General features: G+C 46.2%; 22 protein-coding genes. All 22 read right to left on the minus strand.

The features are described 5' to 3' along the window. Positions 1–11 precede the first annotated feature (11 nt). On the minus strand, positions 12–800 hold the full coding sequence (locus tag OA57_RS09945) for a cell division protein FtsQ/DivIB (RefSeq protein ID WP_052122464.1): 789 nt from the start codon (positions 798–800) through the stop codon (positions 12–14). 2 nt (positions 801–802) lie between these two features. Beyond that, on the minus strand, positions 803–1,729 hold the full coding sequence (locus OA57_RS09950; protein WP_034617197.1) for a D-alanine--D-alanine ligase: 927 nt from the start codon (positions 1,727–1,729) through the stop codon (positions 803–805). A gap of 14 nt (positions 1,730–1,743) precedes the next feature. Next, positions 1,744–3,186: a UDP-N-acetylmuramate--L-alanine ligase gene (gene murC, locus OA57_RS09955; protein WP_034617070.1), complete on the minus strand. Its 1,443-nt coding sequence runs from the start codon at positions 3,184–3,186 to the stop codon at positions 1,744–1,746. A gap of 40 nt (positions 3,187–3,226) precedes the next feature. Continuing rightward, positions 3,227–4,282 carry an undecaprenyldiphospho-muramoylpentapeptide beta-N-acetylglucosaminyltransferase gene (gene murG / locus OA57_RS09960; protein WP_034617072.1) on the minus strand — a complete coding sequence of 352 codons (1,056 nt, stop codon included), beginning with the start codon at positions 4,280–4,282 and terminating at the stop codon, positions 3,227–3,229. Next, a complete protein-coding gene (gene ftsW, locus OA57_RS09965; protein ID WP_034617075.1) occupies positions 4,283–5,470 on the minus strand; it encodes a putative lipid II flippase FtsW in 1,188 nt (395 codons plus the stop codon). Then, positions 5,471–6,796 (minus strand): UDP-N-acetylmuramoyl-L-alanine--D-glutamate ligase, encoded by a 1,326-nt coding sequence (murD, locus tag OA57_RS09970; protein WP_034617078.1) that lies wholly within the window; start codon positions 6,794–6,796, stop codon positions 5,471–5,473. 27 nt (positions 6,797–6,823) lie between these two features. Then, complete coding sequence (gene mraY / locus OA57_RS09975) at positions 6,824–7,906, minus strand: phospho-N-acetylmuramoyl-pentapeptide-transferase (RefSeq protein WP_034617081.1); 1,083 nt, start codon at positions 7,904–7,906, stop codon at positions 6,824–6,826. Next, entirely contained in the window at positions 7,900–9,273 is a 1,374-nt protein-coding gene (murF, locus tag OA57_RS09980) for a UDP-N-acetylmuramoyl-tripeptide--D-alanyl-D-alanine ligase (protein WP_034617084.1), read from the minus strand. Before murF ends, mraY begins: the two co-directional genes overlap by 7 nt. A gap of 15 nt (positions 9,274–9,288) precedes the next feature. Beyond that, positions 9,289–10,758 carry a UDP-N-acetylmuramoyl-L-alanyl-D-glutamate--2,6-diaminopimelate ligase gene (gene murE, locus OA57_RS09985; RefSeq protein ID WP_034617087.1) on the minus strand — a complete coding sequence of 490 codons (1,470 nt, stop codon included), beginning with the start codon at positions 10,756–10,758 and terminating at the stop codon, positions 9,289–9,291. Positions 10,759–10,767: 9 nt separating this feature from the next. Continuing rightward, positions 10,768–12,603 (minus strand): peptidoglycan glycosyltransferase FtsI, encoded by a 1,836-nt coding sequence (gene ftsI, locus OA57_RS09990; protein WP_052122465.1) that lies wholly within the window; start codon positions 12,601–12,603, stop codon positions 10,768–10,770. A 9-nt stretch (positions 12,604–12,612) separates the two neighbouring features. Next, positions 12,613–12,933 (minus strand): cell division protein FtsL, encoded by a 321-nt coding sequence (gene ftsL / locus OA57_RS09995; RefSeq protein WP_034617089.1) that lies wholly within the window; start codon positions 12,931–12,933, stop codon positions 12,613–12,615. Positions 12,934–12,936: 3 nt separating this feature from the next. Then, positions 12,937–13,905 (minus strand): 16S rRNA (cytosine(1402)-N(4))-methyltransferase RsmH, encoded by a 969-nt coding sequence (gene rsmH, locus OA57_RS10000; protein WP_034617091.1) that lies wholly within the window; start codon positions 13,903–13,905, stop codon positions 12,937–12,939. Positions 13,906–14,008: 103 nt separating this feature from the next. After that, on the minus strand, positions 14,009–14,467 hold the full coding sequence (gene mraZ, locus OA57_RS10005) for a division/cell wall cluster transcriptional repressor MraZ (protein ID WP_034617094.1): 459 nt from the start codon (positions 14,465–14,467) through the stop codon (positions 14,009–14,011). Positions 14,468–14,775: 308 nt separating this feature from the next. Beyond that, positions 14,776–16,755, minus strand: coding sequence for a tRNA(Met) cytidine acetyltransferase TmcA (locus OA57_RS10010; protein ID WP_052122466.1), 1,980 nt, complete (start codon positions 16,753–16,755; stop codon positions 14,776–14,778). After that, complete coding sequence (gene ybeY, locus OA57_RS10015; RefSeq protein ID WP_034617097.1) at positions 16,755–17,231, minus strand: rRNA maturation RNase YbeY; 477 nt, start codon at positions 17,229–17,231, stop codon at positions 16,755–16,757. Before ybeY ends, OA57_RS10010 begins: the two co-directional genes overlap by 1 nt. Beyond that, positions 17,228–18,319: a PhoH family protein gene (locus tag OA57_RS10020; RefSeq protein ID WP_034617207.1), complete on the minus strand. Its 1,092-nt coding sequence runs from the start codon at positions 18,317–18,319 to the stop codon at positions 17,228–17,230. Before OA57_RS10020 ends, ybeY begins: the two co-directional genes overlap by 4 nt. 124 nt (positions 18,320–18,443) lie before the next feature. Further along, the gene (rpiB, locus tag OA57_RS10025; RefSeq protein WP_034617102.1) at positions 18,444–18,890 is read right to left on the minus strand and encodes a ribose 5-phosphate isomerase B; all 447 of its coding nucleotides are present in this window, start codon (positions 18,888–18,890) and stop codon (positions 18,444–18,446) included. Positions 18,891–18,893: 3 nt separating this feature from the next. After that, complete coding sequence (gene alsK, locus OA57_RS10030) at positions 18,894–19,790, minus strand: allose kinase (RefSeq protein ID WP_034617105.1); 897 nt, start codon at positions 19,788–19,790, stop codon at positions 18,894–18,896. 12 nt (positions 19,791–19,802) lie between these two features. Beyond that, on the minus strand, positions 19,803–20,480 hold the full coding sequence (gene alsE, locus OA57_RS10035) for a D-allulose 6-phosphate 3-epimerase (protein ID WP_326979604.1): 678 nt from the start codon (positions 20,478–20,480) through the stop codon (positions 19,803–19,805). A gap of 15 nt (positions 20,481–20,495) precedes the next feature. Further along, entirely contained in the window at positions 20,496–21,440 is a 945-nt protein-coding gene (alsC, locus tag OA57_RS10040) for a D-allose ABC transporter permease (protein WP_235424665.1), read from the minus strand. Next, entirely contained in the window at positions 21,433–22,980 is a 1,548-nt protein-coding gene (gene alsA, locus OA57_RS10045; RefSeq protein WP_034617109.1) for a D-allose ABC transporter ATP-binding protein AlsA, read from the minus strand. Before alsA ends, alsC begins: the two co-directional genes overlap by 8 nt. Positions 22,981–23,036: 56 nt before the next feature. After that, complete coding sequence (alsB, locus tag OA57_RS10050) at positions 23,037–23,975, minus strand: D-allose transporter substrate-binding protein (RefSeq protein WP_052122468.1); 939 nt, start codon at positions 23,973–23,975, stop codon at positions 23,037–23,039. Positions 23,976–24,057 lie beyond the last annotated feature (82 nt).

Below are 24,057 nucleotides of genomic sequence, written 5' to 3' on the forward strand. Positions count from 1 at the left end.
TTACTTGCCAATTAATTTTCGTTTATTTCCGGTTGTTGGGGAATTGCCTTAAACCCGACAGCCGCCCCGCTGTTATAACGCAAATCGACATAATCGATCATCTGTTGATCGGGTATTTCGATTTGCGGATAAATCGTTGCAAAACGGTCTATTTTTTCTTTCCATTCGCCGCGCCCGAGTTTGAGCTCGATACCGTTGCTCAGGCTGACCTGCCAAGCGCCGCGATTATCAATCCGCATAGCTTGCAATGTCATATTCTTCACTTTTAAAGCATGGCTAATCTGGTACCAAGCGGAAAGCACTTCACGGCTCTGGAAATCATTGCCCTGCAATTTAGGCAACTGTAAGCCTTTGCGTTTATCGGTCGGCAGGCTGAAAATAGCACCGTCAGCAGCCAATAATTCATTATCATTCCAAAATGCTACCGGCGTATATTCCGCTAATGCAATACTGAGTTTATTAGGCCAGATTTTGCGTACCAATGCGCCCCTGATCCAAGGCATTTTCTCAATTTGCTGCTGTAACGCCACGACATCTTGTGAAAAATACCCTTTCAGCTCGCCGTATTGCACCAAACTGTCACGAATATCATCATACGAGGTATATTTCGGCTGTCCGACTACGGCAAACGAATTCAGCGGCTGCTGATCCAAATATGCGAGAAAATTCTGCCAGTGGGTGTAGCAATAATAACCAAATCCTAAGCATAATATCACAAATAGCGATTTTAACGGCAGAAAAAACTTAAAACCGCTCTCTTCTGCCGTTTGTGGATGAATACGATTAGGTTTTACCGCCATGGCTATACACTCAATTCTAAAATTTTGGCCACCAGCTGTTCAAAACTGTAACCCTTGACTTTTGCCGCCATCGGAAACAGGCTGTGGCTTGTCATGCCCGGCGTGGTATTCACCTCCACCAGATTAAACCGCCCTTTGCCGTCAGTCATCACATCCACACGGCTCCAGCCGCGGCAACCGACACTGTCATAGGCGAGCTTGACCAGATCTTTTAATTCCCGCTCCCGCTCTTCGCTCAACCCTGCCGGACAAAAATAACGGGTATCGTCGGAAATATACTTCGCATTATAATCATAAAATTCTGCCGCCGGTTGAATACGGATCGGCGGCAACACTTCTCCGTCCAATACCGGCACCGAATACTCCTCGCCCGCCAGCCACTCTTCAATCAGCACGGTTTCATCATATTGAAAAGCATATTCAACCGCACTTTGCAATGCTTCGCCGTGTTTCACTTTGGTCAGGCCGACACTGGAACCTTCCAATGAAGGCTTCACCATGAGCGGCAATCCCAATTTGGCGACCACCTGCTCCGCATTAAATTCGGCAAAATCGGATTTCGTTACCACCACCATGTCGGCAACCGGCAAACCGAATCCTTTCCATAACATTTTCGTGCGCATCTTATCCATCGTGAGTGACGATGATAAAATACCGCAGCCGGTATAAGGAATACCGAGAAACTCCAATACGCCCTGCACGGTTCCGTCCTCACCGCCGCGCCCATGCAGAATATTAAACGCCCGTTCAAAGCCTTGTAGTTTAAGCTGTTCCAATCCGACTGCTTTGGTATCCACGCCGTGCGCATTAAAACCTTGATTGCGCAAAGCTTCCAGCACCGCTTTGCCGGAATTCAAGGAAACTTCGCGTTCTGCCGATGTGCCGCCGTATAAAACGGCAATTTTTTGTTGTTTTAAGGGTTTCATCAATTTGTCCAACCTGATTATTTTTCGTTATTATTCCACAAATCAACCAAATTACGGGATAATTTACTCACATTGCCGGCGCCCTGCGCCAACACAAGATCTCCGTTTTGCAATACTTGATCCATAATTTCCGGCAATTTTTCCACATCGGATAATAAAATCGGATCGACTTTGCCCAGATTCCGAATCGAACGGCACAGCGCCCGACTGTCTGCACCCGCAATAGGATCTTCCCCGGCGGCATAGACTTCCAGCATGATCAAGACATCGACCGTTGACAATACTTGGACAAAATCATCGAACAAATCACGGGTTCTCGAATAGCGGTGCGGCTGGAATACCATCACCACACGCTTGTCTTTCCAGCCGGAACGGGCAGCCTCAATCGTTACGTTAACTTCTGTCGGATGATGGCCGTAGTCATCGACCAGCATCACATTACCGCACGGACGTTTGAACACCCCCAACTGATCAAAACGCCGTCCGGCACCCTGAAATTCGGCAAGTGCGGTCAGAATAGCTTCGTCTCCCAGCCCTTCTTCTTTCGCAACCGCCAACGCCGCCGTTGCATTGAGGGCATTGTGTTTTCCCGGTACGTTCAGCACAACGGAAATCCGTTTTCCCGAAGGGTAAATCACCTCATACAAGCCCTGAAATGCCGTCTGACGGTAATTTTCGATACGGTAATCGGCGTTTTCACTGAATCCGTAAGTAATCACCTGCCGCCCGACACTCGGCATAATCTCTTCCAGCACTTGATCATCGGCACACATTACCGCCAAACCGTAAAACGGCAAATTATGCAAGAAATCTACATAAGTCTGCTTCATTTTGGCAAAACTGCCTTGATAGGTTTCCATGTGATCCGGTTCGATATTGGTCACAACCGACACCATCGGCTGTAAATGCAGGAATGAGGCGTCACTTTCGTCCGCTTCCGCAATCAGATAACGGCTTAACCCCAAATGCGCATTAGTGCCTGCCGATTTAACCAAACCGCCGTTAACAAAGGTCGGGTCAAGCCCCGCCTGTGCATAAATCATAGCAATCATCGCCGTCGTGGTTGTTTTTCCGTGTGTACCGGCAATCGCGATGCCGTGACGAAAACGCATGATCTCCGCCAGCATTTGCGCCCGCTGAATCACCGGAATCCTTGCCTCACGAGCGGCTACGACTTCGGGATTGTCCGCTTTAATCGCACTGGAAACCACCACCACACTGGCTTCTTGAATATTGGCGGCTTCATGGCGGAAAAATATTTTCGCACCTAATTCAGCCAAACGTCGGGTAACCGCACCGTCGGCAATATCCGAACCGCTCACCATGTAGCCCTCGTTCAGCAACACTTCCGCAATTCCGCCCATGCCGGCACCGCCAATGCCGACAAAGTGAATCTGCTTCACGCGACGCATTCCCGGCACAAAATCTCTCAGGCGTTTTTGAAAATCATGTTCTTTCATTATTATTCACTCATCATTCCACGTATTTTATTCAATCGGATTATTTCGCAATCTCGACAATCACTTCCGCCACGCGATCCGCTGCCAACGGCTTGCCCATTCGTTTTGCCGTTTCCGCCATTGCCGCCAATTCGTTTCTGTCCAATTGTTCAAGCAACGCAACGATGCGCTCCGGTGTTAATTCAGTCTGCGGTACAATTCTGGCGGCGCCGACATCAGCCAGATAGCAGGCGTTCAAATATTGTTGCTGATCTTGATGCTGAAACGGCACAAAAATCGCAGCACTGCCGACAGCGGCGATTTCACACACCGTCAACGCGCCGGAACGGCAAATAATCACATCCGCCCATGCGTAAGCTTGCGCCATGTCATCAATAAATTCGCTAATCCGAACATTGGCTTTTTCGGGATAACGCGCCTGAATACCGGCTACATTGCCCTGGCCGACTTGATGGCGAATCTCCAGCGCCAATGCCGACTGTTTCACCACGTCAGGCAGCAGCATATTCAATACTCTGGCGCCTTGACTGCCGCCGACAACCAATACCCTTAACGCGCCGCTGCGTTGTTGATACCGCACTTCGGGCGCCGGCTGTTCGAATAATGCCTGCCGCACCGGATTCCCGACCACCTCTGCCTCGGCAAATGCTTTCGGAAATGCCTGCAACACGCGTGTGGCAATTTTAGCCAGCCACTTGTTCGTCAAGCCTGCCACGGCATTTTGTTCGTGCAGCACAATCGGTACGCCGCACAGTTTAGCCGCAATGCCGCCCGGCCCGGATACATAACCGCCCATGCCCAATACGGCGTGCGGTTTATAGCGTCGGATAATTTTTACCGCCTGCCAAACCGCTCTTGTAATCGCAAACGGTGCGACCAGCAACGCTTTCAACCCTTTGCCGCGCAATCCTGAAATTTGAATAAATTCAATCGGAATGCCGTGTTTCGGCACCAATGCGGCTTCCATTCGGTCTTGAGTGCCTAGCCAGCAAATCTGCCAGCCCTGCTGCTGTAATTTCTGTGCAACGGCAATGGCCGGAAATACATGGCCGCCGGTTCCGCCCGCCATCACCAGTAAACGTTTTTGTTCTGCCATTTAATCGTCCCTCAAATGAGCATGGCCGCGCATAAGCCGATTTTCATGATCAATTCGCAATAAAATCGCAATCACCAGCGCATTAATAATCAAGCTGGAACCGCCATAACTGACAAACGGAAACGTGAAGCCTTTGGTCGGCAAGATTCCCATCGTCATGCCTAGATTGAACGCCCCCTGAAAAAAGAACCACGCCACTACGCCGAAGGCAAAGTAGCCGCCGAAACGCTGCTCCAGCAGCAAAGACTCTTTGCCGATTTTCAGAATCCGAATCAGCATCAGGGTAAATAACACGATTACGCCGATAATCCCGATTAAGCCGAACTCTTCCCCGACAATCGCCATAATAAAATCGGTATGTGCTTCCGGCAGATATTCCAGTTTTTGGATTGAATTGCCTAATCCCGTTCCCCAAAACTCACCGCGCCCAAAAGCGATCAAAGAATTGCTGAGCTGAAAGCCGGAACCGAACGGATCGGCAAACGGATCGGTATATGACGTGATACGTTTCAGACGATATTCCGAGCTCAAAATCAGCAGGTAAATGGCAAAGAAACCCAGCACCGCCAAGGCGACAAACTGAAAAATTTTCGCCCCGACCATAAACAGCATCATGAAAACAATAAATCCCAATACGACACTGCTGCCCAGATCCGGTTGCAGCAGCAGGAACCCCGAAATGAAAATCAGCACCACCGTCGGTTTCACTACGCTAAGTTGCTTGTTGCGTACCTCTTCGTAGCGGCGCACAAAATAGCTCGACAAATAACATATCAAAGCAAATTTGACGAATTCTGCCGGCTGGAAGTTAAACAGCACCAGCGGAATCCAGCGTCTGGCACCGTTTACCGTTCTGCCGATGCCGGGAACCAGCACCAAAATGAGCAACAGTAGCGCAATCATCAGCAGGTACGGGCTCCATTTCTCCCATTTTTCCACCGGTACAAACACAAAAATATAAGTGGTCAAACACGCCAGTGCCACATAAACCAAATCGCGAACCGCAAAATGGAACGGATCATCATACAGCCGGCTGCCTTCGGCTACCGAAGCCGAAGTGATAATGATAAACCCCAATGTCATCAATGAAATAAACAACCAAAACAAAGTGCGGTCATATAACAAGTTAGTCGGTGTAATCCTTACCCAGCGCGTTGTTTCTGATTTTAGATTTTCGAATGCCGACATCTATGCCTCCGCCGCCAAACGGGCGAATTCATTGCCGCGCTGTTCGAAATTAGCAAATTGATCAAGGCTGGCGCAAGCCGGCGACAGCAGCACCAGATCCCCCGCTTTCAATTGCGGTCGCAAGCTGTCCACCGCCTGCCTCATCGTGTCGAACAGTCGACTTTGCCCGGACAATTTGGCAAGCTCTGCGCCATCACGCCCGAAGCAATATAATTGAATATTCGGTTTGTTGACCGCACTTGCCAATTCGGAAAAATCAGCCCCTTTGCCGTCACCACCGAGCAAGAGATACAACGTTCCGCCAACCTCCAGTCCATTCAGTGCGGCTAACGTGCTGCCCACATTAGTGGCTTTCGAATCGTTAATCCAGCTGATCCCCGCCTTGCGTTGCACCAGTTGGAAACGGTGTGCCAAGCCGGCAAATTCGCGCAAAGCGCTGCATGACGCCGCGCTTGGGATACCCGCAGCATCAGCCAATGCCAACGCCGCCAGTGCATTCATATAATTATGTCTGCCGACTAATCGGATTTCGTCCGTGGCTAAAACGGCTTGTTGTCGGTAGGCCAGAAAAGTGCGGTTATCTTGTTGTAACAGGTGATAATCGCCTTGCGTGCCGAAGCTGAATTGTGCGACCGCACTTTGATTTTCGATGAACGTCAGCGGATCGTCCCGATTGACAATAGCCGTCTCCGCATGAGCGTAAATACCCAGTTTGGCTTGACGATAGGCGGCTAAGTCGGCATAACGATCCATATGATCTTCCGTAACATTCAACACGGTTACCGCTTTAGCGCACAGAGAACGGGTTGTTTCCAACTGAAAACTGGACAGTTCCAACACATACAAATCACAATTCTGTTGCAACAACGACAATGCCGGAATGCCGATATTCCCGCCCATACCAACGTTGATCTCCGCCGCTTGCGCCATGGCATAGACCAGCGAGGTGACGGTGCTTTTGCCGTTAGAGCCGGTAATCGCAATAATCGGTGCTTTCGCTTCGCGGCAGAACAGTTCGATATCGCCGATCACCTCCACCCCCGCCTCAAGTGCGGTTTTGACCTCAGCCGTTGCCAACGCCAAACCCGGGCTGATAACCACCAAATCGGATTCCAACAGCCATTGTTGCGGAATACCGCCGAAATGCGCCTCACGTACATAAGCCGGCAATTGAGGCCGCTTGTCGGCAGGTAGCCGACGGGTGTCAATCACTCGCAAATCGACATGTTTATCTTCAAAGAACGCAATACAGGAGAGACCGCTCTTACCCAATCCCAAAACGGTGACTTTTTTCCCGCTGTAATCATAAGCGGACTGCTGTTTCATCGCGCCGACTCCCTTTGTAAAGCAAAATTAACGTAGTTTAAGGGTAATCAACCCTAACAAAACCAAAATTAAGGAAATAATCCAAAAACGGATGATCACTCTCGGCTCCGGCCAGCCTTTTAATTCGAAGTGGTGATGAATCGGCGCCATGCGGAAAATTCGCTGCTTGCGGATTTTATACGATCCCACTTGCAGAATCACCGAAATGGTCTCCATCACAAACACCCCGCCCATAATCAGCAGCAGAAACTCCTGACGCACCAAAACGGCAATTGTGCCCAATGCTCCGCCCAGCGCCAATGAGCCGACATCGCCCATAAAAACTTGCGCCGGATAGGTGTTAAACCACAAAAAACCCAAACCGGCGCCCACAATCGCCGTACAGACAATCACCAATTCGGCACTCAGTTTGATATAAGGAATATGCAGATAATCGGCAAAATTCACGTTACCGGTCGCCCATGCCACAAACGCAAACGCCCCGGCGACGAACACTGTCGGCATAATCGCCAATCCGTCCAGTCCGTCGGTCAAATTCACCGCATTACTGGTACCGACAATGACAAAATATGCCAAAACGATATAAAACAGCCCCAGTTGCGGCATGATTTCCTTGAAAAACGGCACCACCAGTTTGGTCGCATCGCTGTCTTTACCCAGCGCATACATGGCAAATACGGCAATTAAAGCGACCAGCGACAACCAAAAATACTTCCAGCGCGCAATCAAGCCGTCACTGTTTTTATGTACCACCTTGCGGTAATCGTCGACAAACCCGATTGCGCCGTAACCAAACAGCACAAACAGCACGCACCAGACATACGCATTGCTCAAATCGGCCCACAACAAGGTGCTGATACCGATTGAAAACAGAATCATCACCCCACCCATCGTCGGCGTGCCGCGTTTGCTGAAATGGCTTTCCGGCCCGTCATGACGAACAACCTGCCCGATTTGCAACATCTGTAAGCGGCGAATCACTTTCGGTCCTATCCATAATGAAAGGAAAAGTGCGGTCAAAAGCGCAATAATGGAGCGGAATGTCAAATACGAAACCACATTGAAAATCGAATGATATTGAACCAAGTAATCCGCCAGCCAAACTAACATAATTTATCCTTCAATGAATCGATCACGTCTTCCATTTTCATGCTGCGTGATCCTTTTGCCAACAACACTACATTGTTTTTATTGTTCACTTGTTGTTGAATTTGTTGTTGTAAAAATAAAATCAAATCCGCTTTGTCACTGAAATGCCGTCCCTGCGACAACCGACTGATCACCTCGCTATGCTTGCCCAAACTGACGACCATATCCAGTTTTGCCTGCTGTGTAAATTCCGCCACTTGCCGGTGGCAAAGCTGACTATTTTCGCCTAATTCCGCCATATCTCCAACAACAAAAATGCGGAATCCGGCATAATTTTTTAACACCGCCGCCGCCGACTGCATGGAATCGACATTGGCATTATAGGTGTCGTCCAATAACAGCACGGCAGGATTCACTTGGATCGGAAACAGCCGTCCTTTAACCGCCTGTTTTTGCTCCAAACCGCACTTTACCTGCGCCAAATCCGCACCTGCCGACATGGCAAGTGCGGTTGCCGCCAACGCATTGCCGACATTATGTAATCCCAGATAAGGAAGCTGAATTTCGCTCTTGCCGTAAGGCGTGATCAGCGTAAAATTTGCACCTTGTGCTTGCAACTGAATATTTTCGGCATAAAAATCCGCCTCTGCATTCGATACCGAAAAGGTATAACAACGACGAGTGCCGATCTCTTTTTGCCAATAGCGATCCAAATAATGGCAATCCAGATTCACGATTGCTTTGCCTTGCTCCTTCAGACCGCGATAAATCTCCCCTTTGGCTTGCGCCACGCCCGCCAGCGAACCGAAGCCTTCCAAATGCGCCGGCGCTACATTATTCACCAATGCGACATCCGGTTGTACCAAATCGGTGGTATAGGCAATTTCCCCGGCATGATTCGCACCCAATTCAACCACGGCAAAACGGTGTTTCGGCTCCAACCGCAATAACGTCAGCGGCACACCGATGTCATTATTAAAATTGCCTTGCGTAAACAAGACGTCGCCTTTTTGGCTTAAAATCGCCGCCGTCATCTCTTTAACGGTAGTTTTACCGGAGGAACCGGTCACGGCAACCGTTATCGGCGCCAATTCGGCTTTCAGCCATTTCGCCAACCGTCCCAATGCGAGACGGGTGTCAGCCACCACTAACTGCGGAATATTCAGCGAAACATCGGCCTTTTCAACCACCAACGCCACAGCGCCCTGTTCAATCGCCTGCGCCACATAATGATGACCATCGAAATTCGCCCCTTTCAAGGCAAAAAACAGTGCCTGTTCGCCGGGCTTGCGGGTATCGGTCATGATCTGAGCCACCCGAACCGCACGTTGCCCGATCAATTCGGCGGATAAAATCGCCGCCACAGTTTTCGTATCTAAGCTAATCATTGTTTACTGTACTTATTATTCTGCCAAGAGTAATTGTTGTACAATTTCCCGATCAGAGAAATGTAATTTTGTTTCACCGAGAATTTGGTAATCTTCATGACCTTTACCGGCAATCAGCACCACATCATCAGGCTGCGCCTGCTGTAAGGCAAACTGCAATGCCCGCTCCCGCCCGTGAATCACGGTGGCATGTTGCGGTTGGCGTAAGCCGGCTTGAATATCGTGTAAAATCAATGAAGGATCTTCGGTGCGGGGATTGTCATCAGTCAGAATCACCATATCGGCAAACCGTTCGGCAATTGCGCCCATCAACGGGCGCTTGCCGCTGTCACGATCGCCGCCGCAACCGAACAGACACCATAACCGACCTTTGCAATGTAGCCGAGCCGCCTGTATTGCTTTTTGTAGCGCATCGGGGGTATGGGCGTAATCGACAATCGCCATCGGCTTGCCAAGTGCGGTGAACATTTCCATTCGCCCGCAGACACCGTTCAGTTGCTGCACGCTGCGGCATAACTGTGCTATCGGATACCCCAACTGCAACATTGCCGCTGTCGCCAGCAATACATTACTGACGTTGAACGAGCCGATCAAACGACTGCGCAATGTGCCGCCGCCCCAAGCAGACTGAAATTCGATGGTTGCGCCGTCCTCGTGATAATCAATATTTGAAGCATACAAATACCACTGTCGATCCACCTTATAATCGGCACAGCAGCTAACGGCAACCGCTTGCGGCAGCTGTTTCAGCCATTCGGCACCGATCGCATCATCCGCATTGATGATTCGATTTTCACACGCCAATTCGGAAAATAAACGGAATTTTGCCGCGGCATAAGCTTCCATGGTGTGATGATAATCTAAGTGATCACGGCTTAAATTGGTGAAAAGTGCGGTTTTAAAATGCAGCGCTTCGACCCGATACTGAACCAATCCGTGTGACGACACCTCCATCACCGCCAATTCCGCCCCTTGCCGCACAAAATCGTCCAGATTCGCCTGCACGTCCACCGCCGAACCGGTTGTATTCAGCGCTTCAACGGTTTTGCCGTATAGTCCGTTACCGATTGTCCCCATCACCGCCGCTGTTTTCCTCAGCAGCTGTACCCACTGTGCCAAAAGTTGTGCGATTGTCGTTTTGCCGTTGGTGCCGGTCACGCCCAGCAACGCCAGCCGCTGTGACGGATTGCGATAAAACTCGCCGGCAATTGCCGAAAGGTGTTTGTCGAGCTGATAATAATAAATAATCACAACGTTATTTTGCGTTGTGATTGTTAAATGCCGTTCGGCGAATTCCGTTTGTGCCAACACCGCACTTGCGCCGTTGGCTATCGCCTGCGGGATAAATTCCCGACCGTCTCGCTGATGCCCTATCAGGGCGACAAATAAATCTCCCGACCGCACTTTGCGGCTGTCGGTTGCAATCCGTTGCAACGGTTGATCGGGCAATCCCGGCAGGGAAAAAAGCGTGGCCAATCTTTGCATAACCGCCCCTTACTGAAGATGGTTGGTCGCTGATGAAACCGCCGACTGCTGTTGATCCAATCGGATAATACGCGCTGCGGTTTCCTCGTCACTCAAGGCGTCCGGTTTCACATTTTGCGAACGCAGAGTATGTTCCATAATTTTCGAGAATACCGGTGCGGAAATTGCGCCGCCGTAGTATTTTTCACCCTTCGGTTCATTAATCAGCACCACCAGCGCATAGCGGGGATTACTGGCCGGTGCGACACCGGCTGTATAGGCAATGTATTTATCCACATATTTGCCTTTTTCGATTTTTTTTGCCGTACCGGTTTTGATTGCGACTCGATACCCTTTCACTGCCGCGGCAATACCCCCGCCGCCGGGCAACGCCACCGTTTCCATCATTTCGACCACATCACGTGTCGTTTTCTCCGGGAAAACCCGTGTTCCCAGCACCGGCGGATCAACTTTGGTAATCGACAACGGACGGTAGATACCGAAACTGCCCAACGTGACATAAGCTCTTGCCAATTGCAGCGGCGTGACCGTCAAGCCGTAGCCGTAAGACATGGTTGCCCGTTCGATATCCGCCCAACGTTTACGGTTTTCAAGCTGCCCGCGCTGTTCGCCCACCAGTCCCAGATTGGTCGGTGCGCCGAATCCGGCTTTGGAATAAGCGTCAACCAACGCACTCGGCGGCATCGCCAACGCCAAATGGCTCACCCCGATATTACTGGATTTTTGTAAAATCCCCGCTATCGACAATTTTTCCTGGCGAGATACATCACGAATCGTATGTCCGTTGACTTTGAACGGACGGGTATCAATCACGGTATGTTTGTTTACGATACCGCGTTGAAGTGCGGTCAACACCACAAACGGTTTTACGGTCGAGCCGGGTTCGAAGGTATCGGTAATCGCGCGGTTACGCATCAAATCGGCTTTCACACCGCTTCGATTGTTCGGGTTATAAGACGGCGCATTCGCCATCGCCAACACTTCTCCGGTGCGGATATCCACCAACACCGCCGTGCCAGACTCCGCTTTATTTTCCGCAACCGCTTCTTTGATCTGGCGATAAACCATCGATTGTAATTGTTCATCGATACTGAGCGTCACATTGTGCGCATCATATTTTTTGGTATCATCGACCGCCTCGACCATATTACCATAGCGATCTTTGCGGTAAGTACGTGATCCGTCCTGCCCGATCAGCAATTTGTCAAAACTTTTTTCGATGCCTTCAATGCCGACACCGTCAATATTGGTATAGCCGATCAAATGTGCGGTTTCTTCCACTTTAGGATAGAAACGGCGGAATTCAGTTTGCAAGCTGACGCCCGGAATTCTTAATTCACGCACATAATTGGCAACACTCGGGGTAACTTGTCGGGCAAGATAGAGAAAGCGGCTTTTCGGATTCTTGCTGATTTTATCTTTTAGGGTTTTATTGGAAACCGCAAGCGCTTCCGCCAACGCTTTCCAGCGCTCTTGATCCTGTAATGAGCCTTTTTCAAATACTTCTTTCGGATCAGCCACAACCGAGAACATCTGCACGCTGACCGACAACCATTGCCCGTTACGATCCAAAATCATTCCGCGCGAAGAGTGAATCGCCTGCGTGCGCAAAGAACGTTTGTCCGCTTCTTGATTCATTTTGGCGGAACTGCTGATCTGCACGTCGACCGCCGTTGCCACCAAAGAGGCCATACTGGTCAAAATCACCCCGATCACTGTCCAATAACGCCATTTCACAAATGCATTCATCGGTGGTTTTGCCGCACTTTTTGTGGTGCGGACGACCGGCGTTTTAGGGTTAAATTGCGCACCCTGCCGGTGATTATTTTTATTAAAAATAGCCATTGCAGTACCCTAATGATTGTTCTCAATGATGATAACCTGTTGATTAGGCGTGATATATCCCATCTTCAGACGATTTGCGATGGACGTAATACGCACATTGTCGTCCAGCGCCCGCTCTTCGAGTTTCAAATTAATATATTCGTTTTCCAGCGCCTGTTTCGCCAAAATCAATTCGCCGTTCTCGCTGTTCAGGCGGCGGGTCTGGTGGATAATCCAAATCGTTGCCACCGCACTGACAATCATGCCCGCCAGCAGCAATAATGCTATCTTGTTGGAAACGAACAAATCGTCCAAAATCAATTTTCTTAAAGGATAACGTTCGCCGTTCATCTTTTAACCCGTTCTTTCCGCAATGCGTAATACCGCACTTCTTGAGCGCGGATTTTGTTGTTGTTCTTGTTCACTCGGCATAATCGCTTTGCCGATGGTTTTTAACGTTTGCTTGCGGTCAATCTGATCTTCCCGCAACGGAATGCCTTTCGGAATTTCCTCACCCTTGCTTTGCTTGCGCATAAACCGTTTTACCATGCGATCTTCCAATGAGTGAAAACTGATGATCGACAAACGACCGTGCGGTGCCAATACCTTCAAGGAGGATGCCAACGCCCGTTCCAATTCGTCCAATTCACGGTTGATGAAAATACGAATCGCCTGAAACGTACGGGTTGCCGGATGTTTATGTTTATCCTTGAACGGCACCGCCTGACTGATCACTTCCGCCAATTGCAAAGTGCGGTTCAAACCGCTTTGCCCGTTTTCACGGGCGGTTTTGTTAAAATTCACAATTGCGGTGGCAATCCGCCGGGCAAACCGCTCTTCGCCGAATGTTTTCAATACCCAGCTCAAATCATCAATCGACACCTGATTCAGCCATTCCGCCGCCGACATGCCCTGTGTCGTATCCATGCGCATATCCAGCGGACCATCATTCATAAAGCTGAACCCGCGCTCGGCTTCGTCCAGTTGCGGCGAGGAAACGCCGAGATCGAGCAAAATACCGTCAACCTTGCCCGCAAGCCGATGTTGGCGACAAATCGCTTCAATCTCAGAAAATGCACTGTGTACAATCTCGAAGCGGGGATCGGTAATGGTTTCTGCTTCGGCAATCGCACGCGGATCACGATCAATGGCAAGCAGACGTCCGCCTTCGCCCAAGCGGGAAAGAATCAAGCGGGAATGCCCGCCACGTCCGAACGTGCCGTCAATATAAGTGCCGTCTTCTTTTATCGCCAATCCTGCCACGGCCTCGTTCAGCAACACCGTAATATGCGGGCGTTCGGCTTTCTCTACAGGCAAACTCATATTCTTATTCCATTCTTGGTAAAATGGGGTCGCGGCGTACCCAATATACGCCGCTTGCCCTGCTAGTGCTGCCGCCATTGACGGAAAGATTTTTCTTTCTCTTTTACAATGACAGCGTTTTTAATGCTTCCGAATCGGCAAAGGCACCGCTGCTGCCGATTTCTATGTCTTCAGCGATTTGTGCCAGCCACGCTTCTTCGCTCCAAATTTCAAATTTGTTCAGCTGACCGACCAGCATGATGCTTTTATCCAGCTTGATATGCTCGCGCAGTGTCGGGCTCAATAAAATACGACCGCTCTTATCCAGACTGCATTCGCCGGCATAACCAAGCATAACCCGCTGCAAGCGGCGTTGTTCAGGGTCGAAATTGGAGAGCGCCAATAATTTTTTTTCGATGATTTCCCATTCGCTCAGCGGATAAAGCAATAAACAAGGTTGGCGGATATCAACGGTACAAACCATCTGCCCCTCATTTTGCTGCAAAATTTCGGCGCGATAGCGAGTCGGAACGGCAAGCCGTCCTTTGCTGTCCAAGCTGACTGAAGTCGCACCACGAAACATGAGAAACCCTATTTTTTGCCGATTGTCGCCACAATTTTTTACTGAACGATGTTTTATGTCATTTTATCCCACAAAACACCACAATTCACCACTTCAAACCAAGTTTATTATCTGAACACGCTTGTTGCAAGTTTTTTGTCAATTATTTCTGTGGGGTAGCTCACATTTGCTGTGCATTTTTTAATCTGTCCTGAGACAAAAAAACAAGCAGAAAGGATTTTACGATTTTGTCGCGGATGACGGCATGGGATCCGCACCTCGATCGGCGGATGATTCGCCTGAATTGTAAGGAAATTTACACTACATACTCAGCCTTGCGGCGGAAACTCTTCAGCCAAACAAGCCGAAAGCGCCTGCCGCAGGCACATCAAACGCTGTTTTTTGCTCAATTTGTCGTTTTGCAGGTGTGACGATAACGTCAAGTGCGGTCGGCTTCGGATCAAACGGCTTAGTGCAGGACGGGTTGATGCTAATGTGCGGTTTGCGTCGGCAAAGCCGTGCAATTGGCGCAGATCATCGGCGTTGAGCAACCAATCTATTTCGGGAAAATCAATCTGCCGTTGCAATATCGACAATAATGGATGTTCGGCGAGTGGGAAATGACGTAAAAATCGGCGTTGCGCCTGTCGGCAAAAACGTTCACCATCAGGCGAAAGCGGATAAATCGCCATCGCGCTGTAACAACCGCTACTGGCTTCAGTGCCGTGACTGAGGTGGATCAGTTCAAAACCGCACTTTTGCCAAAATGCCGCCAAAGGTTCGCTATAGCCGAAACTGACCGAGATAAAATCCGGCTCCGTGCGGCAATCCTCAATCAGCTGTTGCAGTAACCGTTTGCCAAAACCTTGCCGCTGCAAGTGCGGTAATACCGCAATACGCGAAATTCGTAATGAATGCAATTCACACGCTTGGGGTAAATCAGCCTGAAAACATAACGCTTGAACCAGTAAATTTCCTTTCGGCCGCCGTTCTCCCAGCCAAATCCGCTCAATTAATGCCGAATCGGTCATTCCGCCCTCTTCAAGCGCCCAAATCCCAGCGACCATCTCGCTACCGAGCTTTGCGATCCAAAATCGCTGCCCGTCGGCGTCCAGCAAACGCCGCAAATCCAACGGAGAAGTGCGGTAATGTGCCAACGTCAGCAGACGATAAAATGCAGTGAGCTTGCGGCTGTCCGCGCGCAATTTGTCGCTGGCAATTTCAAACCGCCGTACTTCACCGCTGATGCGCCCGCCGCTCGGCATCACTTCCCTATCCAGCAATAACAAGGCGTTAATCCATTGCTCCAACGGATCATTCAGCGGATAACGCAAGGGATGAGATAAATGCAAAAACTGCCAAGTGCGGTCGAGCCGTTGGGTTAATTTCAATTCAAAACCACGCCCCGTGCCTTCGTAGCCGTGCGTGGTGCCGGTCAGCAAAATATGGCAAAAATGGCGACAAATCGTTGCTAACATATCGAGCGGAATCATCGCCGCTTCGTCGACAATCAGCCAGTCCTGCGCAAACTGCTGCGGATTTTCCGTCAGTTGCCGAATTAAGTCGTCCGGCGCTATAAAGTGCGGTTTGGTTTGTCCGCAATGGCGATAAAAGGTTTGCACCGCAGTTTGATTCGGGGCGGTCAAAAATACACGCTGTTTTGCCGCCAGTTCTTGTGCCAACATGCCGGCAAGTGCCGATTTACCTCGTCCGCGTGCGGCGGTCAGCACATAAATATCGCACTGTGCCGAGAGGATATGGCGTAACATCCGTTGCTGCTGTTGCAATGCGGTATCCGGCAGCTGCCAGCCTTGCCCCTTCGGTTGCGGCAACCGCACTTCGCTGTCGTGTTGCCGATAGTATGAAATAGAATGCATGCCCAACGAACGTTGCAGCCAGCGATAAAAATGTCGCGGAACCGACGCCTGTGCAGTGCCGTTCCAACGCAGCGAATCCCAATCGGGGCAGTGCGCCAATCTGTGCCAATCCGGCAGTAAGATCAGCAATACGCCGCCCGCTTTCACCATTGCCGCCACGATTGCCAGCGCTTCCAGATTAAAATTCAGCGAATTCTGCTGTCGACCGTCATAAACCGCTGTATCAAATTCCTGTCCGAGTAGATTCTTAGCTTGGGAAAAGGCATAGAACAGGCAATTTTCGGGCTGTGCTTCAATTTGCCGAGCTGCACAATAGACCGCACTTTGTTGCGGACAAGCCGTGAAAAAAGCGGTGAGTTGCCGCTGTAACCAAGCATCATCACCGCTTAAAATCACCGTTTGTCGAAAAAAAGGATTTTCTGCCGCCGCCATTATTCGAAGGCTTCTTGTTCGCTCAAATAAGGATCATCAAACCCTAATTCCGCCATAATCGCACGCTCCAAGCTTTCCATCTCTTCCGCTTCCTCATCGTCAAGATGATCATAACCAAGCAAATGCAAACTGCCGTGCACCACCATGTGCGCCCAATGCGCCAACACCGGTTTTTGTTGTTCGGCGGCTTCCCGTTCCACCACTTGACGGCAAATCACCAAATCCCCCAACAGCGGCAATTCAACCTCCGCCGGCGATTCAAACGGAAACGACAACACATTGGTCGGATAATCTTTGCCGCGATAAGTGCGGTTCAGGGTTTGGCTCTCTTCTTCATCGACAATCCGCACCGTCATTTCCAAATCGTCGATTGTCGGCCTGACCGCACTTTGCGCCCAATGCGCAATTTGTGCCGCTGACGGCAGATTTTGCGGCTGTTTAACGGCTATCTGTAAATCGATTACTATTTTTTTCATGGCGTTTTTTCCGTCTGCTGTACGAATAACCGCTCTTGGCGGCGTTGTTCCGCCTGTTGCTGACGGCGCACTTCTTCTTCTCGTTCCCAAATTTCATAGGCTTGCACCACTTTCGCCACGACAGGATGACGCACCACATCGGCACTGTCGAAAAAATTAAAACTCAGCTCAGGCACTTCTTGCAGCACTTCCATCGCATGACGCAAGCCAGATTTTTGGCTACGCGGCAAATCCACCTGCGTGATATCGCCGGTAATCACCGCTTTGGAATTGAAACCGATACGGGTCAAAAACATTTTCATTTGCTCGACCGTTGTATTCTGACTTTCGTCCAGAATAATAAACGCATCATTTAATGTGCGACCGCGCATATACGCCAGCGGAGCAATCTCGATGACATTGCGCTCAATCAGCTTTTCAACCCGTTCAAAACCGAGCATTTCAAACAATGCATCGTACAGCGGACGTAAATACGGCTCAATTTTCTGCCCCAAATCACCGGGTAAGAACCCCAGTTTCTCACCGGCCTCGACTGCGGGGCGGGTCAGTAAAATACGTCGGATTTCCTGTTTTTCCAACGCTTCGACTGCGGCGGCAACCGCTAAAAATGTTTTTCCGGTACCGGCAGGCCCAATGCCGAAACTGATGTCGTGCCGCAAAATATTGTGCAGATACTGGATCTGATTCACTCCGCGCGGTTTAATCACACCCCGTTTGGTTTTAATTGACGTGGCATGGACAGCCGTTTTGTCGCCCTGTTCACTGTCCGTTTGCAGTAAAATACGGCTTTCCTGAATGGCAATATGCACATCTTCCAAATCCAGTTCCTTTATTTTCCCTTTCACCGGCGCCGTTTCCGCATAAAGCTGCTTAATCAAGTCAGCCACCGATCGTAATAACCGCTCATGCCGGGCGTGCTTGTTATCTGATGCCGCCCTCAGCATAAAAGAGAAATCCCGCCGTGAAATATTCAGGTTAAATGCGCTTTCGATACGCTGTAAATGCCCGTCAAACGCGCCGCAAAGCGACTGCAAACGCGCATTATCCTGCGGCTCCAAAGTAAAAGATTCGGTGAGTTGGTTAGTCAAAAGTGCCTCGTTTTTCGGTATTAACATAGTCATCAGTATATAACTTTTTTAGATATTCGGGAAAAGAAAAAGCCAAGTGCGATCAAAACCGCACTCGGCTAGGTTAATAGCCTAATGAGAGCATTTAATACTGTTCAAATGCCTCAATCATATCAAGCCGCTTTTGGTGCCGACCGACATCATAAGGGGTATTTAGCCACAGTGTCGCCAGCGCTAACGCTTTTTCGCAAGATATGATATTTGCACCAAATGCAATAATATTACTATTATTATGCTCCCGCGACATCAAGGCACTAAATTCATCAGCACACAACGCACAACGAATCCCTTGTAATTTGTTCGCAGCAATTGAAATACCGATTCCCGTTCCACAAATTAATATCCCCGCATTTGCATTACCCGAAACAATTAATTCAGCTACTTTTTCTGCATAAATAGGATAGTCTGTTCTCTCTTTACCGAATGTTCCAATATCAATTAATTGGTACCCTTGCTTTTCTAATTTTTCAATCAAAAATTGTTTATGTTCAAATCCAATATGATCGGAACCTATCGCTACAATTTTATTCATACATTAATTCCTTTGGTTAGCCAGTAACGCTGCACCGATCGCGCCGTTAAACGAAGAGGATGATGCTTTTAATAATTTAAGTTTATTATACGGCAATGGTTTTCTAACATAAGACATACAATATCTTTCCAATAACGCATATGGGAAATCTTTCATATCCATAACGCCACCTCCTAAAATAACAACATCGGGATCAAATAAATTAATACAAGTACTCACAGCTTTAGCGATCCTTATAAGATAACGGTGGATGAAACCATCTTTTTCAGCTTGGCTAAAAATCTCATCGATTGGATAGCCTTTTATAGAACTGTCATGCCAGCGTTTTAATGCAATACCGGAACAATTTGTTTCCAAGCATCCATAATTACCACAGCCACAACGCAAATCATCATCACCATAAGGAATATGCCCTAACTCACCGGCAACACCATGTGCACCTAAGAATATTTCGCCTTCATTCCAAATCGAAAACCCCATTCCTGTTCCCACATATAATCCAAGAACAAGTTTCTCCTTGAGATTAAAATGCATAACATCATATGTCATTTGTAAATTGACATCTCTTTCCAATAATACATTGCAGCCAAACTGAGTACTGAGATACGGAACAAGTTGATCTAATTCGGCTTGACTAATAAACAAATTAGGAACCGATAATACTTTTTGTCTATTACGTGATATAGCCGCCGGTAAACCGATAACAATCTTTTTAACAAGATAAGATTGACAAAAGGAAAAACAAAACGCCTTAATTCCTTGCAAAAAATCATTGCCAATAATATCAGTTGTTTTGCTTTTATCTGTCAATAACACCTCACTCTGTGGATTCATCATACAAATACGAGTATGGGTTGCCCCCATATCAATGCCGATAAAAACTGAAGTCGGAACTGTCATACACACCTCAAGTTAACAGTATTGAGAAATATTTTGCTGCATAATATCCCAAGCTTTTTCAATATCCGGATCATTATTAAATAACCCAGAACTTCCGACAATTAACACGTCGGCACCAGCAGAGATTAATGTTTTATAAGTTTTAGGATTACAGGAACCGTCAATTTCAATTTCATATGATAAATTATTTTTTTCTCTAAATTCTTTTAGCTCATTTATCTTAAGTAACATTTCAGGAATAAAGGATTGTCCTGCAAATCCCGGATCAACTGTTAATACTGTAACTTTATCGACTTTATGTAAATAGTATTTTGCAAATTCTAATGAACTTTCCGGATTAAAAATCAATCCAACTTTCATACCTAAACATCTTATTCTATCAAATAGCCTAAATGCCTGCCCAGAAATAGTTTCCACATGCACAGTAACCATATCACAACCCGAATCAGCTAAATCATCAATATAGTTTTCAGGATTGGTTACCATAAGATGGCAATCTAATGGTTTAGTCGATATTTTATTCACTTGACTTACAAAAAATGGTGATAATGTGATGTTCGGCACATAATGCCCATCCATAATATCAATATGAAAATACCCCACTTTCTTATCTAAAAATTCAATCTGATCTTTAAATTTAACTAAATCCATACACATTAAAGATGGTGAAATTAAAATATTTTTTCTCATAAAACCCTCTACTATTTAACGACTAACCAATCTATCTAATGCGACCGCAGCAATAATAAGGCTACCCATAACAACCAATTGATAATATGTTTGAACTTGAAGAATATTTAGTCCATTATTGATAGCTCCTATAATTAATCCGCCAATGACAACTGAAAAAATTCGACCTTTTCCGCCAAAAAAGCTAGTTCCCCCAATAATTGCACTTGCTATCGCATAAGTTTCAAACCCTACTCCTGCCAGAGGCTCGGCAGCTCCTAATCTTGCTGTCGAAACAATACCTGCTAACCCTGCACATATACCGGAAATAACAAACACTGCCAGGGTATGAAATTTAATATCAATACCAGAATAATATGCAGACTCCCTATTACCACCTAATGCATAAATATTACGTCCTAATCTCATTTTCGTTGTTAAAAACCATAGCAAAATAGCAATAATAACAGCAAAAATAACAGGGATAGGAATACCTATTACATTCCTAGCAAAAAAATCAACAAATTCGAACGAAAATCCATATACTGAATTTGCATCTGAAATTACTAAGGTTGCTCCACGAAAAATAGCATTAGTACCTAATGTAATAATAAAAGGGTGTAATCCTGTATAGTTCACTAATAGTCCATTAATAGCACCCAATCCGCCACCGACAAATACACCTCCAATAATTGCAGCCCATATAGGATCTAAACCCGCCAACATTAATTTTGCAGTTACCATTCCGGATAAAGCTAAAATTGCTCCAACGGATAAATCAATTCCTGCAATCAAAATTGCAAAAAACTCACCCATACCAATTAATACTGTTACTGAACTTTGGACAAAAATTTGTTGGATATTATTTCCAGTTAAGAAATATTGAGGAGAAATAGTTCCAAAAATAATAACAATGATAGCAAGAATAAAAAAAGTCCCATATTTCTCCCAAAAAATAGGGAAATTGAATTTTCTATTCATTATTAATAGCTCCTTCTTCATTAGGTAATGCCCAATTCATAATCAACTCCTCTGTCAGATGCTCATCATTATTCAGAATTTTAGATATTTCCCCTTCCCTAAAAACAACTATGAGATCACACACAGCCATAATTTCAGGCAACTCCGAAGACACCATCAATATTGCCTTACCATTATTTGCTAATTCTCGCATTATTCTATATATTTCTGATTTAGCACCAATATCAATTCCTCTTGTTGGCTCATCAAATATCAAAACTTTAGGCTGACACACAATCCATTTTGCAATAATAACTTTTTGTTGATTACCTCCAGATAGCTCTGAAATATTTTGTTCAATAGATGAACATTTTATTGACAATTTAATTTTCTGTTTTTCCGCCAATTCTGATTCTTCTTGTAAATTAAAAGTTCCTAACGCTCCTTTAAAACCACCATCTTTTAAACTTTTTGAAATCACAATATTTTTATTTATAGAAAAATTAGAAAAGAAACCATTTTCTCTTCGGCTTTCCGTAATATAAGCCATTCCTTTTATAACGGCATCAAACGGAGATGATGGGGTAATATTTTCTCCATTCAGATATATTTCTCCAGAGATTTTCTTATCAATTCCAAAAATACAATTCATTAATTCAGTTCTACCTGCTCCAACTAATCCGGCAAACCCTAGTATTTCACCTTTATTTAGTGAAAAAGAAATATTATTAACCTGCTTTCTTTTTTTTCCTGTCAAGTTTTTTATTTCAAAGATAATATCATTAATTTTTTCAGGCTTACCTACTTGCTTAAACTGCTGTTGTAGCTCTCTACCTACCATTAATCGAACAATATCTGAGTTAGATACATCTTTAATCATACCAGATGTAACACTTTTTCCATCTTTTAAGATCGTATATCTATCACATATTTTTCTTATTTCATTTAACTTATGAGAAATATAAATAATAGCTTTACCATCTATTCTAAGTTGATTCATTATTAAAAATAAACACTCTATTTCTGAATTCGTTAAAGATGAAGTTGGCTCATCCATAATAATAATATTTACATCGGAGATAAGGACTTTCGCAATTTCAATCATTTGTTTATATGATATGGAAAGATTAGCAACCTTCTCATCTAATCCAACTTTAATCCCTAGTCTCAAAAGAATTATTGCTGCTTGAACCCGCATTGCTTTCCAGTCTACAACCGGCACACCGAATACCTTTTTATATAACAACCGACCTATATATAAATTTTCTAATACCGTAAGCTCATCTATCAAACTAAGCTCTTGATAAATAATGCCTATTCCTAATTCAGATGCGGCTTTATGATCCAAAAATTCATATTCGTTTCCTTTGACAATAATTTTTCCTGATGTCGGTCTATGAATACCTGACAGCACTTTCATTAAAGTTGACTTTCCTGCACCATTCTCTCCTAGTAAAGCATGTATTTCATGAGTATAAATATCAATATCTATATACTTTAAGGCGTTAACCACACCAAAACTTTTTGAAATTCCTTGCATACTAGCTAATAATTCACTCATATACATTCCCATTCAAAATAGGGAATAATTGCTATTCCCTATTTTTCTGACAGTAATTATTTAGTAACCAAAATTGAATCAATAGTTTCAAATTTTGGCTCTTGCTCAACAGGAATTTGTTTTCCACTTTTTACTGCATTAACCAATACTATTAGTCCTTTAGCCCCTATTTCAGCTGGATTTTGCGCTATAGTTGCAGTTAATTTTCCTTCTTCAACCATTTTTTTGGCTTCAGGAATTCCATCAGTCCCGACAACTAATACAGAATCCAATTTTCCGGCATTAATTACAGCTTGAGCAACTCCCATAGCCATAGTGTCATTGGCGGCATAAAATGCTTTAATATTTGCATTACGAGACAGTACATTAGTCGCAACATCCAGTGCTTTGATCCTATCCCAATCAGCGGGTTGGCTTGCTACCAATTTAATTTTTGGGTTTTTCTCGAAAATCTCGGTAGCTCCACGACGTCGAGCCTCACCGGAAGCATTTCCCGCTTTACCTTCAATAACTGCAACTTCTCCGCCTTGTTCTCCTAATCTATCTACAATAAATTGAGCTGCTTTTGCACCTACAGACTGATTATCAGTAGTTATACATGCTTCAATATTTCCCTTAGCTTTACGCAAATTATCTAAATCGGCTTTTTCATCAAGATTCACTAAATAGATCCCTTTACGATATGCCTTTGCTGCCGGCATAACTAAATTTGCTGGAGATAGTGGAGCAAATGCAATACCTTTGTATCCTTTGTTTATTAAATCTTCAAAAAGTTGTAACTGTGACTGATAATCTCCTTCTGATGGAGAAGCAAAAATATCTACTGTCACATCTAATTTTTGAGCTTCATTTTCAATCCCCTGTTTCATCTCAACCCAGAAAGGGTTAGAAAGTGTTTTTAAAATAACCGCATATTCTGCGGCTTTAGCCGTCATAGAAAATACCATACCTAAAACCGCCAAGCAGGAAACAATTACTCTGGAATTCTTTTTCATAATTCATCCTTATTCTTAATTTACAATGATCACTGTATGCTCAATGTACCGTACAAAATCCAACAAAGACGAAAGCGCCGTG

Source organism: Chelonobacter oris (assembly GCF_000772535.1).
Taxonomy (GTDB): Bacteria; Pseudomonadota; Gammaproteobacteria; order Enterobacterales; family Pasteurellaceae; genus Chelonobacter; species Chelonobacter oris.